General features: G+C 69.3%; 14 protein-coding genes. 10 read left to right on the forward strand and 4 right to left on the reverse strand.

The features are described 5' to 3' along the window. The first annotated feature begins 3 nt into the window (after positions 1 to 3). From H6927_11700 to H6927_11745, 10 genes are all read left to right on the forward strand, one after another. Complete coding sequence (locus H6927_11700; protein ID MCP5218760.1) at positions 4 to 906, forward strand: branched-chain amino acid ABC transporter permease; 903 nt, start codon at positions 4 to 6, stop codon at positions 904 to 906. Continuing rightward, positions 903 to 1,871, forward strand: coding sequence for a branched-chain amino acid ABC transporter permease (locus H6927_11705; GenBank protein MCP5218761.1), 969 nt, complete (start codon positions 903 to 905; stop codon positions 1,869 to 1,871). Before H6927_11700 ends, H6927_11705 begins: the two co-directional genes overlap by 4 nt. Next, on the forward strand, positions 1,868 to 2,632 hold the full coding sequence (locus H6927_11710; protein ID MCP5218762.1) for an ABC transporter ATP-binding protein: 765 nt from the start codon (positions 1,868 to 1,870) through the stop codon (positions 2,630 to 2,632). The genes H6927_11705 and H6927_11710 overlap by 4 nt, the downstream gene beginning before the upstream one ends. Beyond that, on the forward strand, positions 2,625 to 3,344 hold the full coding sequence (locus H6927_11715; protein MCP5218763.1) for an ABC transporter ATP-binding protein: 720 nt from the start codon (positions 2,625 to 2,627) through the stop codon (positions 3,342 to 3,344). Before H6927_11710 ends, H6927_11715 begins: the two co-directional genes overlap by 8 nt. Before the next feature lie 32 nt (positions 3,345 to 3,376). Next, a complete protein-coding gene (locus tag H6927_11720; GenBank protein ID MCP5218764.1) occupies positions 3,377 to 4,129 on the forward strand; it encodes an SDR family oxidoreductase in 753 nt (250 codons plus the stop codon). Positions 4,130 to 4,141: 12 nt separating this feature from the next. After that, entirely contained in the window at positions 4,142 to 4,882 is a 741-nt protein-coding gene (locus H6927_11725) for an SDR family oxidoreductase (GenBank protein ID MCP5218765.1), read from the forward strand. After that, entirely contained in the window at positions 4,879 to 6,615 is a 1,737-nt protein-coding gene (locus H6927_11730; protein MCP5218766.1) for an FAD-dependent oxidoreductase, read from the forward strand. Before H6927_11725 ends, H6927_11730 begins: the two co-directional genes overlap by 4 nt. Then, positions 6,612 to 7,217, forward strand: coding sequence for a glutathione S-transferase (locus H6927_11735; GenBank protein ID MCP5218767.1), 606 nt, complete (start codon positions 6,612 to 6,614; stop codon positions 7,215 to 7,217). The genes H6927_11730 and H6927_11735 overlap by 4 nt, the downstream gene beginning before the upstream one ends. A gap of 118 nt (positions 7,218 to 7,335) precedes the next feature. Continuing rightward, on the forward strand, positions 7,336 to 7,887 hold the full coding sequence (locus tag H6927_11740; protein ID MCP5218768.1) for an NAD(P)H-dependent oxidoreductase: 552 nt from the start codon (positions 7,336 to 7,338) through the stop codon (positions 7,885 to 7,887). Positions 7,888 to 8,007: 120 nt separating this feature from the next. Then, a complete protein-coding gene (locus H6927_11745) occupies positions 8,008 to 8,562 on the forward strand; it encodes a disulfide bond formation protein B (GenBank protein MCP5218769.1) in 555 nt (184 codons plus the stop codon). A 10-nt stretch (positions 8,563 to 8,572) separates the two neighbouring features. Here H6927_11745 and guaD read toward each other — a convergent pair whose 3' ends face one another. The 4 genes from guaD to xdhB all read right to left on the reverse strand — a co-directional run bounded on the left by guaD (position 8,573) and on the right by xdhB (position 14,673). Further along, on the reverse strand, positions 8,573 to 9,847 hold the full coding sequence (guaD, locus tag H6927_11750) for a guanine deaminase (protein MCP5218770.1): 1,275 nt from the start codon (positions 9,845 to 9,847) through the stop codon (positions 8,573 to 8,575). A gap of 4 nt (positions 9,848 to 9,851) precedes the next feature. Further along, on the reverse strand, positions 9,852 to 11,153 hold the full coding sequence (locus H6927_11755; protein MCP5218771.1) for an NCS2 family permease: 1,302 nt from the start codon (positions 11,151 to 11,153) through the stop codon (positions 9,852 to 9,854). A gap of 31 nt (positions 11,154 to 11,184) precedes the next feature. Continuing rightward, positions 11,185 to 12,156, reverse strand: a complete 972-nt coding sequence (locus H6927_11760; GenBank protein ID MCP5218772.1) for a LysR family transcriptional regulator — start codon at positions 12,154 to 12,156, stop codon at positions 11,185 to 11,187. 84 nt (positions 12,157 to 12,240) lie between these two features. Further along, positions 12,241 to 14,673, reverse strand: a complete 2,433-nt coding sequence (gene xdhB, locus H6927_11765; GenBank protein MCP5218773.1) for a xanthine dehydrogenase molybdopterin binding subunit — start codon at positions 14,671 to 14,673, stop codon at positions 12,241 to 12,243. Positions 14,674 to 14,683 lie beyond the last annotated feature (10 nt).

The following is a 14,683-nucleotide window of genomic DNA, read 5'->3' on the forward strand; positions in this document are numbered from 1 at the left end:
CGCATGAGCCTTGACGAAATCTGGCTGTTCCTGCAGCAGGGCCTGCTGTCGGGGCTGGTGACGGGCAGCGTGTATGCGCTGCTCGCGCTCGCCATCGTGGCGGTGTTCAAGACCACCGACGTGCCCAACTTCGCGCAGGGCGAGATGCTGATGATGGCCGGCTACGTGGCGCTGAGCCTGCTGCTGCTGGCGCATCTGCCCTACGCGGTGGTGATCCCACTCACGCTGGCGGTCATGGCGCTGGGCGGCGCGCTGTTCCAGCGTGTCGTGATGGAGCGCGTGACCGGCTCGCGCGGCGTCGGCGTGCAGCTCGTGATCGCCACGCTGGGCCTGGCCTACGTGCTCAAGGGCCTGGTGCGGCAGACCGGCCTGGGCGACACGCCGCGCTCGCTGCCCTCGCTGTTCTCCAGCGACACGGTGATGATTGGCGACGCGGCCCTGACCCAGCTGGACATCGCGATCTTCGTCGTCGCCGTCGTGGTGATGGTGCTCATCTACCTCATGTTCACCCACACACGCATCGGCAAGGCGATGCGCGCCGTCGGCATGAACCCGCGCGCGGCGCAGATCGTCGGTATCCGCCTGTCGCGCATCCGCATGATGGTGTGGGCGCTGGCCGGACTGATCTCGGCCATCGCGGCGCTGCTCATCACGCCCAAGGTGCTGGTCACGCCCGACATCGCGCACATCGCCATCCTGGCCTACGCGGCGGCCATCGTGGGTGGCTTCACCAGCCTGCCCGGCGCCGTGGTCGGCGGCCTGCTGATCGGCGTGGTCGAGAACATGGTGGGCCTGTTCATCTCCACCAACGCCATCGTGGTGGCACCCTTCCTGGCGATCCTGGTGACGCTGATCGTGCGGCCGCAGGGTCTGCTGGGCGGAAAGACGCAGGTGAAGAAGGTATGAGCAAGCGCTTTTCTGCGGATCATCTGGCGCTGCTCGTGCTGCTGGCCGTGCTGTGCGTGCTCCCGTTCACCGTGACGGGCTACGTGCTGTACGTGGTCAACCTGCTGATGGTCTTCGTCGTGCTCGCGCTGGGCCTGCACGTGGTCATTGGCGAGGCCGGCCAGTTCGCCCTGGCGCACACGGCCTTCTATGGCATCGGCATCTACACGGCCGGGCTCATCAACACGACATGGCACCCGCCCTTCGTCGTCTCGATCCTGGCCGGCGGCCTGCTGTCGGCGGTGCTGGGCTACGTGATCGGCTTCCTGGCGTTGCGCATGCGCGACATCTACCTGGCGCTGGCCACCTTCGCCTTCGGCGAGGCCATGCAGTGGGTGTTCCTGAACTGGGAGTCGGTCACCAACGGCTCCAACGGCATGCGCATGCAGCCGGCGCAGCTGTTCGGGCTGACGCTGACCAACGACCTGCAGGCCTATCCCTTCGTCATCGCCATCGCGGCGCTGATGCTGTGGGTGACGGTGTGGCTGTCGCGCTCGCAGTTCGGCTCCGCGCTGCGCGCCGTGCGCGAGAGCGACGTCGCCGCCATGGCGATGGGCATCAACGCGCGCGCCATGAAGCAGGCGGCCTTCGCCGTCTCCGCAGCCTTCGCCGGCATCGCGGGCGGCATGTACACCCTGTTCATCTCCTTCATCCACCCGGAGAGCCTGGGCTTCCAGACCACCATCCTGATCCTGACGATGGTGGTGGTCGGCGGCATCGGCTCGGTGCGCGGCGCGGTGGCCGGCGCCATGGTCTTCGGCATCATCTCCGAGTTGCTGCGCCAGGCGCTGTCGATCCAGGAGATTCTTTACGGCGTCATCCTGCTGGGCTTCATGATGTTCAAGCCGCGCGGCCTGTTTGCTGGATCTAAGAAACGGGTGGCGAAGGCGCCGGCTATCCATGCACGGCAGGAAGGTTCCGCATGAGCGCCGCGCCCTTCCTCGACGTGCGCGGCATCACGGTGCGCTTCGGTGGGCTGACGGCCGTGAACAACCTGTCCTTCCAGGTGCAGCGCGGCACCATCCACGCGCTGATCGGACCCAACGGCGCGGGCAAATCGACCACCTTCAACTGCATCTCGCGCTACTACCAGCCCACCGCAGGCAGCATCGTGCTGGACGGCGTGGATGTGAGCCACGCCCGGCCGAACCGGATGGCCGGCCTCGGCGTGGCCCGCACCTTCCAGAACCTGGAGCTGTTCGGCGAGCTCAGCGTGTACGAGAACGTGCTGCTGGGCTGCTACTCGCACAGCGCCAACCCGCTGGGCCGCCTGCTGCGCCGGCCCGACGCGGCCACGCGCGATCTGGTGAACAGCCTGATCGAGCGCGTGGGTCTCACCCACGACCGCGACACCACCGCCCGCGAACTGGACTTCGGCCATCAGAAGCTGCTGGAGCTGGCCCGTGCGCTGGCGCTGAAGCCGCGCCTGCTGCTGCTGGACGAGCCGGCCGCCGGCCTGCGCAACCGCGACATCGAGAGCCTGGACCGCTTGCTGACCGAGCTGGCCCGCAGCGACGGCATCACCGTGCTGCTGGTGGAGCACGTGATGCAGCTGGTGATGGCGATTTCGGATCGCGTGACCGTCATGTCCTTCGGCGAGAAGATTTCGGAAGGTACGCCCACCGAGGTGAGCCATGATCCCAAAGTGATCCAGGCCTATCTCGGCAAGGGAGCCGCCCATGAGTGAACCCATGTTGGAGTTGCGCGGCGTCGGCGCATCCTACGGCGCCATCCAGGCCTTACACGATGTGTCGCTGAAGGTCGAGCGCGGCGCGATCGTGGCACTGCTGGGCAGCAACGGCGCCGGCAAGAGCACCACGCTCAACGTGGTGTCGCACCTGATCGAACCCTCCGCGGGCGAGATCTTCTTCGACGGCGAGCCGATCCGCCGCTGCCCCTCGGACGAGATCGTGCGGCGCGGGTTGGTGCAGGTGCCCGAGGGCCGCGAGGTCTTCAAGGACATGAGCGTACGCGAGAACCTGGAGCTGGGCGCGTTCCTGCGCCGCTCGCGCGGCGAGGTCGCGCAGGACTTCGAGCGCGTGTTCGAGATCTTTCCGCGGCTCAAGGAACGCAGCGAGCAGAAGGCCTCGACGCTGTCGGGCGGCGAGCAGCAGATGCTGGCCATCGGCCGCGCGCTGATGGCGCGCCCGCGCATGATCCTGCTGGACGAGCCCTCCATGGGCCTGTCGCCGCTGCTGGTCGAGCAGATATTCGAGACCATCCAGCGTCTGAATCGGGAGCAGGGTCTGACCATCCTGGTGGTTGAGCAGGACGTGCGCCTGGCGCTGCGGGTAGCCCGCTACGCCTACATCCTGGAGAACGGCGAAATGAGGCTCGAAGGTCCGTCGGACCAATTGATGAACGACCCCGCGGTGCGGCGTGCCTACCTGGGCGTGTGAAGACACCGCGGCAGCATGAAGGAACGCTCCCCATGGATCTTCTGAAGGACAAGCTCGCCCTCATCACGGGCGGCGGCGGCGGCCTGGGCTCGGCCATGGCGCGCGGCTTCGCCCGCCAGGGCGCGCGCGTGATCGTGGCCGACATCGACCCGGCCCGCGCGCAGGCCATTGCAGGCGAGGTGCGCGGCGCCGGCGGTACCGCCTGGGCCGAATCGATCGACGTGACCGACCGCGCCGCCGTGGTAGCCCTGGCCGATTCGCTCACGCAGCGGCTCGGCCCCATCGACGTGCTGGTGAACAACGCCGGCATCTCGGCGCGCGCCCGCATCGACGACCCGCACGCGGCCGAGACCTGGGACCGGCTGATCCAGGTCAACCTGCAGGGCCTGTTCAACGTCACGCACGCCTTCGTGCCGGCGCTCAAGCAGTCGCACGGCTGCATCGTCAACCTGTCGTCGATCGTCGCCTTCGTCAGCGGCATCTCGTCGGCCGGCTACATCGCGTCGAAGGGCGCAGTGCGCTCCTTCACGCAGGCGCTGGCGCGCGATCTGGCGCCGCATGGCGTGCGCGCCAACGCGGTGGCGCCGGGGCTGATGCTCACCGACATGGTGACGCCGCAGCTGCAGGTGCCTGGCGGCACCGACTGGTACATGAGCCGCGTGCCGATGAAGCGCGGCGGCGAGCCCGACGAAATCGTCGGACCCGTGGTGTTCCTCGCCTCATCCCTGGCCAGCTACGTCAACGGCGTGGTGCTGCCGGTGGACGGTGGTTTTCTCTCCGCATAGATGGGATCGGACATGAGCAGCAGCAACGGCAAACCGGTCGCCCTCGTGACGGGCGGCGCCAGCGGCATGGGGCTGGCCACGGTGGAGAAGCTGGCGCGTGACGGCTTCTCGGTGGTGATGGTCGACCGCGCGGCCGAGCAGGCCGCGCGCGAGGAGACTCGCCTGCGCGCGGCCGGCCTCGACGTGCAGGCTCGCGTGCTGGACCTCACCGACGAGGCCGCCGTGCGCGCGCTGGTGCAGGCGCTGCCGCCGATCAGCGCGCTGGTCAACAACGCCGGCGTTTTCGACGAACGCCGCTTCATGGAGGCGACGAGCGAGGACTTCCGCCGCGCCTACGAAGTGAACCTGATCGCCGCGGCGACGCTCTCCCAGGAGGTGGCGCGCCGGATGCCCGACGGCGGCCGGATCGTCAACATCGCCTCGCGCGCCTACCTGGGCGCGCGCAACCACCCGCACTACGTCGCTTCCAAGGCTGCCCTCGTGGGCTACACGCGCGCCAGCGCGATGGAGCTGGCGCCGCGCGGCATCCTGGTCAACGCCATCGCGCCAGGGCTGATCGACACGCCCATCCTGCGCGCGCTGACGCCCGAGCGTCTGGCCGCGCAGCTCGCGCTGCAGCCGACGGGCAAGGCCGGCCGGCCGGAGGACATCGCGCAGGCGGTGGCCTTCCTGGTGTCGCCGCAAATGGGCTTCATCACCGGGCAGGTGCTCTTCGTCGACGGCGGCAAGTCGCTGGGAGGATCGGGCGCATGAGCACAGTGACGTGGGAGCGGGAGGTCGACGTGCTGGTGGTGGGCGCCGGCGCCGGCGGCATGGCGGCCGCGCTGAGCGCGCACCTGGGCGGCTGCTCGGTGCTGCTGGTGGAGAAGACCGACCGCGTCGGTGGCTCGACCGCCGTGTCCGGTGGCGCCGTCTGGGCGCCGATGAACCGCCAGAGCGAAGGCGCCGGCCATCCCGACAGCTTCGACAAGGTGTGGACCTACATGCGCAACACGGTGGGCGACGCGGCGCCGGCCGAGATGCAGCGCGCCTTTCTCGAAGCCTGCGGGCCCGCCATCGACGCGCTGGAGCAACACACGCAGGTGAAGCTGGCCGCGCGCACCTACTCGCCCGACTACTACCCCGACCGCGAGGGCGCCGCGCTCGGCGGCCGCTCGCTGGACCCGCTGGCTTTCGACGGCCGGCTGCTCGGCCGGCACTTCCGCGAGCTGCGGGATCCGCTGCCCGAGTTCGTGGTGCTCGGCGGCATGATGGTCACGCTGACCGACGCCAAGCACCTGCTGGCGGCGACGAAGTCCTTCGCTTCCTGGAAGGAGGGCATGAAGCTGGTGCTGCGCTACTTCGGCGACCGGCTGCGCGGCTACCACCGCGGCACGCGGCTGGTGCTGGGCAATGCGCTGGCCGGGCGGCTGTTCATGTCGGTACTGGAGCGCGGCATCGACTACTGGCTGAACGCACCACTGAAGACGCTGCAGGTGGAGGACGGCCGCGTGACGGGCGCCTGCATCGAGCATGAAGGCCGGCCGGCCTGGGTGCGCGCGCGCCAGGCCGTGGTGATCGCCACCGGCGGCTTTCCGTGGAATGCGGCACTGCGCGAACAGCTCTATCCGCATCCGACCGGCCCCTGGTCCATGTCCCCCGTCGGCAACGCCGGCGAAGGCATCGGCATCGCGCAGGCCGCCGGCGCGGCCCTGGGCAGCGGCTACTTCGGCCCCGCCTTCTGGGCGCCAGTGTCGCTGCTGCAGCGGCCCGACGGCACGCAGGTGCGCTACCCGCACCTGGTGTGGGACCGCGCCAAGCCGGGCCTGATGGCGGTGAACGCCGCCGGACGCCGCTTCGTCAACGAGGCCACCTCGTACCACGAATTCGTGCTGGCCATGTACCGATCGAACGAAACGGTGCCCACCATCCCGGCCTGCTTGGTGTGCGACAGTGACTTCATAGAGCGCTGGGGCCTGGGCCTGGCGCTGCCGGGCGGCCGGCCGCGCGAGCACCTGGTGCGCGCCGGCTACCTGCACCGCGCCGACTCGCTGGAGGCGCTGGCCGCGCAACTGCAGATCGACGCCGTAGGGCTGCGTGAATCGGCAGCCCGCTTCGACTGCTACGGCGCCACGGGCGAGGACCCGGAGTTCGGCAAGGGCAGCACCGAATACAACCGCTACCTGGGCGATGCGGACCACCGCCCCAACCCCTGCCTGGGGCCGCTGCGCAAGGCGCCGTTCTACGCCGTCAAGGTCTACGCCGGCGACATCGGCACGGCCTGCGGCATCCGCTGCAACGCGCAGGCGCAGGCGCTCGATGCCAGCGGCCGGCCCATCCGGGGCCTGTACGTGACCGGCAACGACATGCAGTCGGTGATGGGCGGTCAGTACCCGGCACCCGGCATCACACTCGGTCCCGCGCTCACCTTCGGCTGGGTGGCTGGCCAGCACATCGCGCGCGAGCGCTCCAGCAACACCTCTTCCCCACAGGTGGCAGTATCATGAAGATTCTCTTTTCTCCCTTTTCCCCCTACGTCCGCAAGTGCCTCGTGACGGCGCATGAACTGGGCCTCGGCGACCGGGTGCAGCTGCTGCCTTCCAACGCCCATCCGGTGCAGCGCGACAAGGAAATCATCGCCAGCAACCCGTTGGGCAAGGTGCCGACCTTCTTCACCGACGACGGCCAGGTGCTCTACGACAGCCGCGTGATCTGCGAGTACCTGAACCACCTCGCTGGCGGCACGCTGATCCCCGCGCCAGGGCCCGAGCGCTGGCAGACCCTGACGCTGCAGTCGCTCGGCGACGGCATGCTGGACGCGGCGCTGCTTGCCCGCTACGAGGACGTGGCGCGGCCCGACGAGCGCAAGTGGCCCGACTGGCGCGCCGCCCAGCTCGACAAGGTCGAGACCTCGCTGGCTTACCTGGATCGTCGCCCCGAACTGCTGGCCGGCCGTGTGGACCTGGGCGCCCTCGCCATCGCTTGCGCGCTGTGGTATCTGGACCTGCGCTTTCCCGACGTCGGCTGGCGGGCGCGCCACCATCCGATGGCGCAGTGGTACGAGGTTTTTTCGCAAAGGCCCAGCATGGCGAAGTCGTGGTCGCTTTGAAGCGTTCCAGCGAGTGCCCGATTGTTCGGGTGGCTGCCAAGCTCCATCGTCCATCGCGCGCGGCCACGCGAAAAAAGCGATGATTACACCTTTGACTGTTCTTCATCCGGAGTAAAACGTGAACCAACTCAACATCGCCATCGTCGTCGGCAGCCTGCGCAAGGATTCGTTCAACCGCCAGTTTGCCCAGGCGCTGGTCAGGCAGTTTCCGGCCGACGTGAAGGCGCATTTCGTGCGCATCGACGATCTGCCGCTGTACGACCAGGACAGCGACAGCCAGCCGCCGGCCGCGCCCGTGCAGCGCCTGCGCAGCGAGATTGCGGCGTGCAACGGCGTGCTGTTCGTCACGCCCGAGTACAACCGCTCGATCCCCGGCGTGCTCAAGAACGCCATCGACCTGGCCTCGCGCCCCTGGGGCCAGAGCAAGTGGGCCGGCAAGCCGGCGGCGGTGTGTGGTGTGTCGACCGGCGCTGTGGGCACCGCCGTGGCACAGGCGCACCTGCGCAGCGTGCTGTCGTTTCTGGCTATGCCCGAGATTGGCCAGCCGGAGATGTACATCCAGTGGAAGGACGGCCTGGTGGACAACGGCGCCATCGGCGCGGCCAGCCGCGAGCATGTGCAGAAGTTCGTCGACGCCTTCGTCGCCTGGGTGCGCCAGCATCAGGCGTGATTTGAATAAAATCGGGCTCTTGCCCCCGGTGGACAAGCGCAATCAGCTATTGAAAATATAGCTTTCGAAAATGGCCCTGCACGGGCCGGGAACCTCCGGCCGTGCGGGCGACTCCGTGTGATGCGCGCATCGGGCGCGAGCAACCAAGCCCCATTCACCGTGATCCAGACCCTGTTTTCCCGCCCCCGCCGCGTGTTCGCGGCCCTGGCCGTCATCAGCATCGCCATGCTGGCCTTCGGCATCCTGTACCTGCAGAACGTGGTGGGGCTCGTGCCCTGCCCGATGTGCATCGTGCAACGGTATTGCCTGATCATCGCTGCCGTGTTCTGCGCGCTGGCGGCCCTGTCGGACAAGCCCGTGGCCCGGCGGGTGTGGGGCCTGCTGGCGGTGCTGGTGGCGGGTTTCGGGGCCTTTACCGCCGCGCGCCAGAGCTGGCTGCAGTGGTATCCGCCCGAGGTGGCCACCTGCGGGCGCGACCTGTACGGCATGATCGAGTCGTTTCCGCTGCAGCGCGTCATCCCGATGATCTTCCGCGGCAGCGGCGACTGCAGCGCGGTGGACTGGACCTTCCTGGGCGGCAGCTTGGCCAACTGGTCCTTCGTGTTTTTCGTGGCCGGGATCGTGGTGGTCCTGGCGACCCTGGCGCGCACCTGCCCGTACCACGCCCGCCGTTGAGGGCGCGCCTTCAGGCCACCACCACCTTCTCGACCACGCGGTCGTCGCCCAGCACGATCAGCGAGAACAGCAGCTCGTCCAGGTTTTGCGCGCGCGCGGTCTTGCGCGCCAGCAGGGGCGTGGCCTTGGGGTTGAGCACCACGAAGTCGGCCTCGGTGCCCGGCTGCAGGGTGCCGATCACGCCCTCCAGCCCCAGCGCGCGCGCGGCGGCGCCGGTGTGCATCCACCACAGCTGGGCGGGGCTCAGGCTCAGGCCCGGCTTGCTCTGGCCTTCGCGGCCCACGTAATAGGCCGCCAGCATGGTGTGGAAGGGGCAAAAGCTGGTGCCGCCGCCCACGTCGCTGGCCAGGCCGTGCGGCACGCCCAGCTTCAGGGCGGCCTCGAAGTCGAAGAAGCCGCTGCCCAGAAACAGATTGCTGGTGGGGCTGACGGCGGCGGCCGTTTGCGTGTCGTGCATCAGCCGGCGGTCGGTGTCGTCCAGGTAAATGCAGTGCGCGTACACGGCGCGCCGGCGCATCAGGCCGAAGTCCTGGTACACGCCCAGGTACGAGCGCGATTGCGGGTACAGCTCGCGCACCCATTTCACCTCGTCGCGGTTTTCGGCCACGTGCGAGTGGATCCAGGTGTCGGGGTACCTGGCGGCCAGCTCGCCGGCGCCGCGCAGCTGCGCCTCGCTGCTGGTGGGGGCGAAGCGCGGGGTGATGGCGTAGCCCAGGCGGCCTTTGCCGTGCCAGCGCTGGATCAGCGCCTCGGTGTCGATCAGGCTTTGCTCGGTCTCGTCGCGCACGCCGTCGGGCGAGTGGCGGTCCTGCATGACCTTGCCGCCGATCATGCGCAGGCCGTGGTGCTCGGCGCGTGCGAAGAAGGCGTCGGTGGACGCGGGGTGCGAAGTGGGAAAGACCACGGCGGTGGTCACCCCGTTGCGCAGCAGCTCGTCGAAGAACACGCCGGCCACCTCGGCCGCGTACTGCGGATCGACGAAGCGCGACTCGGCGGGGAAGGTGTAGTTCTCCAGCCAGGGCAGCAGGCCCGCCGCCGGCGCGCCGATGATGTCGGTCTGCGCGTAGTGCACGTGCATGTCGATGAAGCCGGGCGCGACGATGCGTTCGGGCCAGTGCGTGATGGGCACCTGCGGGTGGCGCCCGGCCAGCGTCCGGTAGGGGCCGGCGTCGAGCACCCGTCGCACGCCGCTGGCGTCGCCGTCGACCACCAGCAGGCCGTCGCTGTCGTACAGCGCCTGGCCCTGGGCATCAAAGCGCAGCAGCTGCGCGCGGTAGGCCTGCATGGCGTCAATCCCCGCCGACGTAGACGAACTTGAACAGGAAGATGGCGGCGATGATCCACACCATCCAGTGCGCCTCGCGGGCGCGGCCCGTCAGCAGCTTGATGCCGGCGTAGCTGATGAAGCCGAAGGCCAGGCCGTTGGCGATGGAGTAGGTGAAGGGCATCATCAGCGCGGTGATGGCCGCCGGCACCACCTCGGTGGAGTCGTCCCAGTCCAGCTCGGTCAGCTCGCGCAGCATCAGGCAGGCGACGAAGAACAGCGCCGGCGCCGTGGCGTAGGCCGGCACGGCGCCGGCCAGCGGGGCGATGAACAACGCCGCCAGGAACAGCACCGACACGGTGAGGGCCGTCAGGCCGGTGCGGCCGCCCGCCTGCACGCCGGCGGCGCTCTCGACGTAGGCGGTGGTGCTGGAGGTGCCCAGCAGCGAGCCGGCGAAGATGGCCACGCTGTCGGCCAGCAGCGACTTGTTCAGGCGCTCCATGCGGCCGGGCACCAGCAGGCCCGCGCGCTTGGCCACGCCCATCAGGGTGCCGGTGGCGTCGAACAGCTCGACCAGGAAGAACACCAGCACCACGTTCAGAAAGCCGTGCGAGATGGCCGACTTGATGTCGAGCTTGAACAAGGTCGGCTCGATCGAGGGCGGCGTGTCGAAGATGCCGTGGAACTGGTTGCCGCCGACGAAGAAGGAGGCGATGGTGACGGCGATGATGCCGATCAGGATGGCGCCCGGCACGCGGAACTTGTCCAGCGCGACGATCAGCAGAAAGCCCAGCGAGGCCAGCACCACCGGCGCCGAGTGCAGGTCGCCCAGCGTGATGTAGGTGGCCTTGGAGGGCGCGACGATGCCGGCGCTCTTGAGCGCGATCAGCGCCAGGAACAGGCCGATGCCCACCGTGATGGCGTTGCGCAGGGACTGCGGGATGCCCTTGATGATCAGTCCTCGCAGGCCGAACAGGGTGACCGCCATGAACAGGCAGCCCGAGATGAACACCGCGCCCAGCGCGGCCTGCCACTTGAAGCCCATGCCCAGCACCACGGTGTAAGCGAAGTAGGCGTTCAGGCCCATGCCGGGCGCCAGCGCGATGGGGTAGTTGGCGTACAGCGCCATCACCGCCGTGCCCAGCGCGGCGATCAGGCAGGTGGCCACGAACACCGAGTCCTTGGGCATGCCCGCGTCACCCAGGATCGCGGGGTTGACGAAGATGATGTAGGCCATGGTCAGGAACGTGGTGACGCCGGCGATGATTTCGGTGCGCACCGTGGTTCCGTGGTCTTGCAGTTTGAACACGCGTTCGGTCCAGCTCATGGGGTTGTCTCCTCCGGTTGGGGCTTGGGAATCAGAGTTGGGGGGAAGGCCCAGGGGCGTGGCCGTGCGCCAGGCTGGCGACCACGTCCTTGGTGCGGTCGCGCAGCCAGCGCGCGCTGCTGGACTGGTGGCTGCGCGGATGCCACAGCTGGTAGTACAGCAGCGGCGGCATGGCGATGGGGCAGGGCAGGATGACCAGCGGCAGCTGGGCGGCCACGCGCTCGCAGTACTGGCGGCCGGTGGTCAGCACCAGCAGGGTGCCGGCCACCATCTCGGCCACCAGGCTGAAGTAGGCGCAGCGCGCGGCGATGTTGCGCTGCAGGCCCTGGCCGTCCAGGATCTGGTCGATGATGCCGCGCGCGCCGGGGTGCATGGGCATGGGGGCGATGTGTTCGGCCTGCAGCCAGTCGGACTCGTCCCAGCCGCGGCGCACCGCCGGATGGTCGCGGCTGACCAGGCACACCACCTCGTCGCTGAACAGGCGCGCCAGGTGCAGGTCATCGGGCGGCTGCAGCCAGTTGCCGATCACCAGGTCGATGTCGCCCTGCGCCAGCTGGGCGCGGTAGTCGCTTTCGCGCGTGAGGGCGTGGATCTCGATGCGCGTGAGCGGCGCCTGGTGCTTGACGTCGGCCACCAGGCGCGGCAGGAAGGAGGGGTCCAGGTAGTCGCTGGCCGCGATGCGGAAGGTGGCGGTGCTGGTGCGCGGGTCGAAGTGGCGCGCCTCGGTGAACAGCGACTCGGCCGCGCGCAGGATGTGGGCCGCCGGCTCGACCATGCGGCGCCCGGCGTCGGTGGGCGCCATGTGGGCGCCGTGGCGCACCAGCAGCGGATCGCCCGCCAGCTCGCGCAGGCGCTTGAGCGCCGCCGACACCGCCGGCTGATGCATGCCCAGGCGCAGCGCGGCGCGCGAGACGCTGCGCTCGGTCAGCACGGTGTGCAGCACTCGGATCAGGTGCAAGTCGATGCGGTCGAACAGCTGGCGTTCGGAAACCGCGCTGGCCATGCCGCCGGGGCCGGCATCGCCGCCCGAAGGGCCGGGTGGAGGTGCAGTCATGTCATGCCGTGCCTGGGTGAAGGCAGGGAGCCTTTAGACGGACTGCCGGACGGCGCCCAGCGCGCGCAGGATGGCTTCGCTGGTGGCGGGCGCCGACAGCGGCGGATCGACCCGGTGCCCGCCCGCGGCCGAGATGGCGTCGCGGATGGCGAAGAACACCGAGAAGGGCAGCAGCAGCGGCGGCTCGCCCACGGCCTTGCTGCGATGGATCGAGTCCTCCACGTTGGGGCCGTCGAACAGCTTCACGTTGAACACCGGCGGGCAGTCGTTGGCGGTCGGGATCTTGTAGGTGCTGGGCGCGTGCGTGGTGAGCAGCCCGGTCTTGGGGTGCCACACCAGCTCCTCGGTGGTCAGCCAGCCCATGCCCTGGATGAAGGCGCCCTCGACCTGGCCGATGTCCACCGCCGGGTTGAGCGAGCGGCCCGCATCGTGCAGCACGTCGGCGCGCAGCAGCTTCCACTCGCCGGTCAGCGTGTCCACCACCACCTCGCTCACGGCGGCGCCGTAGGCGAAATAGTAGAAGGGGTGCCCCTGCATCCGGTCCTTGTCCCACGACAGGCCGGGCGTGGCGTAGAAGCCGTCGGACCACAGCTGCACGCGGTCCAGGTAGGCCTCGGAAATGACGGTGTTGAAGGCCAGCGTCTTGCCGCCCACGTGCACCTGGTCGTTGGCAAAGCGCACCTCGCTGGCCTGGCCGCCATGGCGCGCGGCCACGCAGGCGGCCAGGCGCTCGCGCAGCTGGCGCGCGGCGTCCTGCGCGGCCTTGCCGTTTAAATCGGCCCCGGTGGAGGCCGCCGTGGCCGAGGTGTTGGCCACCTTGCTGGTGTCGGTCGCCGTGCAGCGCACGCGGCCAAAGCCCACGCCCAGCTCGTGCGCCACCACCTGCGCCACCTTGGTGTTCAGGCCCTGGCCCATTTCGGTGCCGCCATGGTTGACCAGGATGGAACCGTCGGTGTAGATGTGCACCAGCGCGCCGGCCTGGTTGAAGTGCTTGACGTTGAAGCTGATGCCGAACTTGATCGGGGTGAGCGCCAGGCCGCGCTTGAGCACGGGGCTGTCGGCGTTGTACTGGGCCACGGCGGCGCGGCGGGCTTGGTAGTCGCTGCTGGCCTCCAGCTGCTCGACCAGTTCGTGGATGACGTTGTCGCGCACCGGCTGCAGGTAGGGCGTGACGTTGCACTTGTCCCGGCCGTAGAAGTTGGCGCGCCGCACCGCCAGCGCGTCGCGCCCCAGCGTGCGGGCGATGCTGTCCAGGATGGTTTCGATGGCAATGGCCCCCTGCGGGCCGCCGAAGCCGCGAAACGCGGTGTTGCTTTGCGTATGGGTCTTGCCGCAGTAGCCGTGCATGGCCACCTCGGGCAGCCAGTAGGCGTTGTCGAAGTGGCAGATGGCGCGCGTCATCACCGGCGCCGACAGGTCGGCCGAGTGGCCGCAGTGCGACACCATCTGCAGCGTCACGCCCAGGATGCGGCCCGCGTCGTCGTAGCCCACGTCGTACTCGTACCAGAAACCGTGGCGGCGGCCGGTGATGAGAAAGTCGTCGTCGCGGTCCAGCCGCAGCTTGACCGGGCGGTTCAACAGGCGGGCAGCCACGGCGGCGATGCAGGCGAACTGGGCCGATTGCGACTCCTTGCCGCCAAAGCCGCCGCCCATGCGCCGGCACTCGACCAGCACCGCGTTGCTGGATACGCCCAGCGCGTGGGCCACCAGGTGCTGCATCTCGCTGGGGTGCTGGGTGGAGCAGTGCACGTGCATGCCGCGGCCTTCCCTGGGGATGGCGTAGCTGATCTGGCCTTCCAGGTAGAACTGCTCCTGCCCGCCCACGTCCAGCTCGCCCGTCAGGCGGTGCGGCGCGGCCGCGATAGCGGCGCGGATGCCGGCCTCGTCCCGGCCGCTGGTGCTGCGCAGCAGGTGCATGGGAGGCACCACGTACTGGCCCTTGGCGTGAGCCTGGCGCGGTGTCAGCACGGGCTCGGCGGCCTCGACGCGCAGCACCTTCTTGGCCAGCGCGGCGGCGCGGCGGGCCGCATCGCGCGTGTGGGCGATGACGGCAAACACCGGCTGGCCCAGGAAGCGGATGTCGCCGTCGCACAGGATGGGGTCGTCCGGCACGGCCGAGCCGCAGTCGTTGACGCCGGGGATATCCTCGGCGGTGATGACCCGCACCACGCCGGGCATGGCGCGCACCGCGTCCAGGTCGATCCCCAGCAGGCGCCCGGCGGCCACGGGCGAGGTGCCCAGCGCGCAATGCAGCGTGCCCGCCAGCTCGGGAATGTCGTCGGCGTAGGTGGCGCTGCCGGTGACGTGCAGCACGGCCGATTCGTGCGGCAGGCTGATGCCCACGCGCGCGCCGGCGTCCTGCGCGCGGCCTTCGCCGGCGATGTCCAGCCGCTGCCGCTGGTTGGCGTGGTAGTCGGCAAAGGGCTCGGCGGGGCGCAGCAGATGATCGGCAACGAGTTTGTTCATGGCGATTTCC

The sequence above is a fragment of the Burkholderiaceae bacterium genome, from assembly GCA_024235995.1.
Taxonomy (GTDB): domain Bacteria; phylum Pseudomonadota; class Gammaproteobacteria; order Burkholderiales; family Burkholderiaceae_C; genus Ottowia.

What these genes read in the sequence shown, in the direction of transcription:
- H6927_11700 (MCP5218760.1), top strand. Translation starts at nt 4, where the DNA reads ATGAGCCTTGACGAAATCTGGCTGTTCCTGCAGCAGGGCCTGCTGTCG.
- H6927_11705 (MCP5218761.1), top strand. Translation starts at nt 903, where the DNA reads ATGAGCAAGCGCTTTTCTGCGGATCATCTGGCGCTGCTCGTGCTGCTG.
- H6927_11710 (MCP5218762.1), top strand. Translation starts at nt 1,868, where the DNA reads ATGAGCGCCGCGCCCTTCCTCGACGTGCGCGGCATCACGGTGCGCTTC.
- H6927_11715 (MCP5218763.1), top strand. Translation starts at nt 2,625, where the DNA reads ATGAGTGAACCCATGTTGGAGTTGCGCGGCGTCGGCGCATCCTACGGC.
- H6927_11720 (MCP5218764.1), top strand. Translation starts at nt 3,377, where the DNA reads ATGGATCTTCTGAAGGACAAGCTCGCCCTCATCACGGGCGGCGGCGGC.
- H6927_11725 (MCP5218765.1), top strand. Translation starts at nt 4,142, where the DNA reads ATGAGCAGCAGCAACGGCAAACCGGTCGCCCTCGTGACGGGCGGCGCC.
- H6927_11730 (MCP5218766.1), top strand. Translation starts at nt 4,879, where the DNA reads ATGAGCACAGTGACGTGGGAGCGGGAGGTCGACGTGCTGGTGGTGGGC.
- H6927_11735 (MCP5218767.1), top strand. Translation starts at nt 6,612, where the DNA reads ATGAAGATTCTCTTTTCTCCCTTTTCCCCCTACGTCCGCAAGTGCCTC.
- H6927_11745 (MCP5218769.1), top strand. Translation starts at nt 8,008, where the DNA reads ATGCGCGCATCGGGCGCGAGCAACCAAGCCCCATTCACCGTGATCCAG.
- guaD (MCP5218770.1), bottom strand. Translation starts at nt 9,847, where the DNA reads ATGCAGGCCTACCGCGCGCAGCTGCTGCGCTTTGATGCCCAGGGCCAG.
- H6927_11755 (MCP5218771.1), bottom strand. Translation starts at nt 11,153, where the DNA reads ATGAGCTGGACCGAACGCGTGTTCAAACTGCAAGACCACGGAACCACG.
- H6927_11760 (MCP5218772.1), bottom strand. Translation starts at nt 12,156, where the DNA reads ATGGCCAGCGCGGTTTCCGAACGCCAGCTGTTCGACCGCATCGACTTG.
- xdhB (MCP5218773.1), bottom strand. Translation starts at nt 14,673, where the DNA reads ATGAACAAACTCGTTGCCGATCATCTGCTGCGCCCCGCCGAGCCCTTT.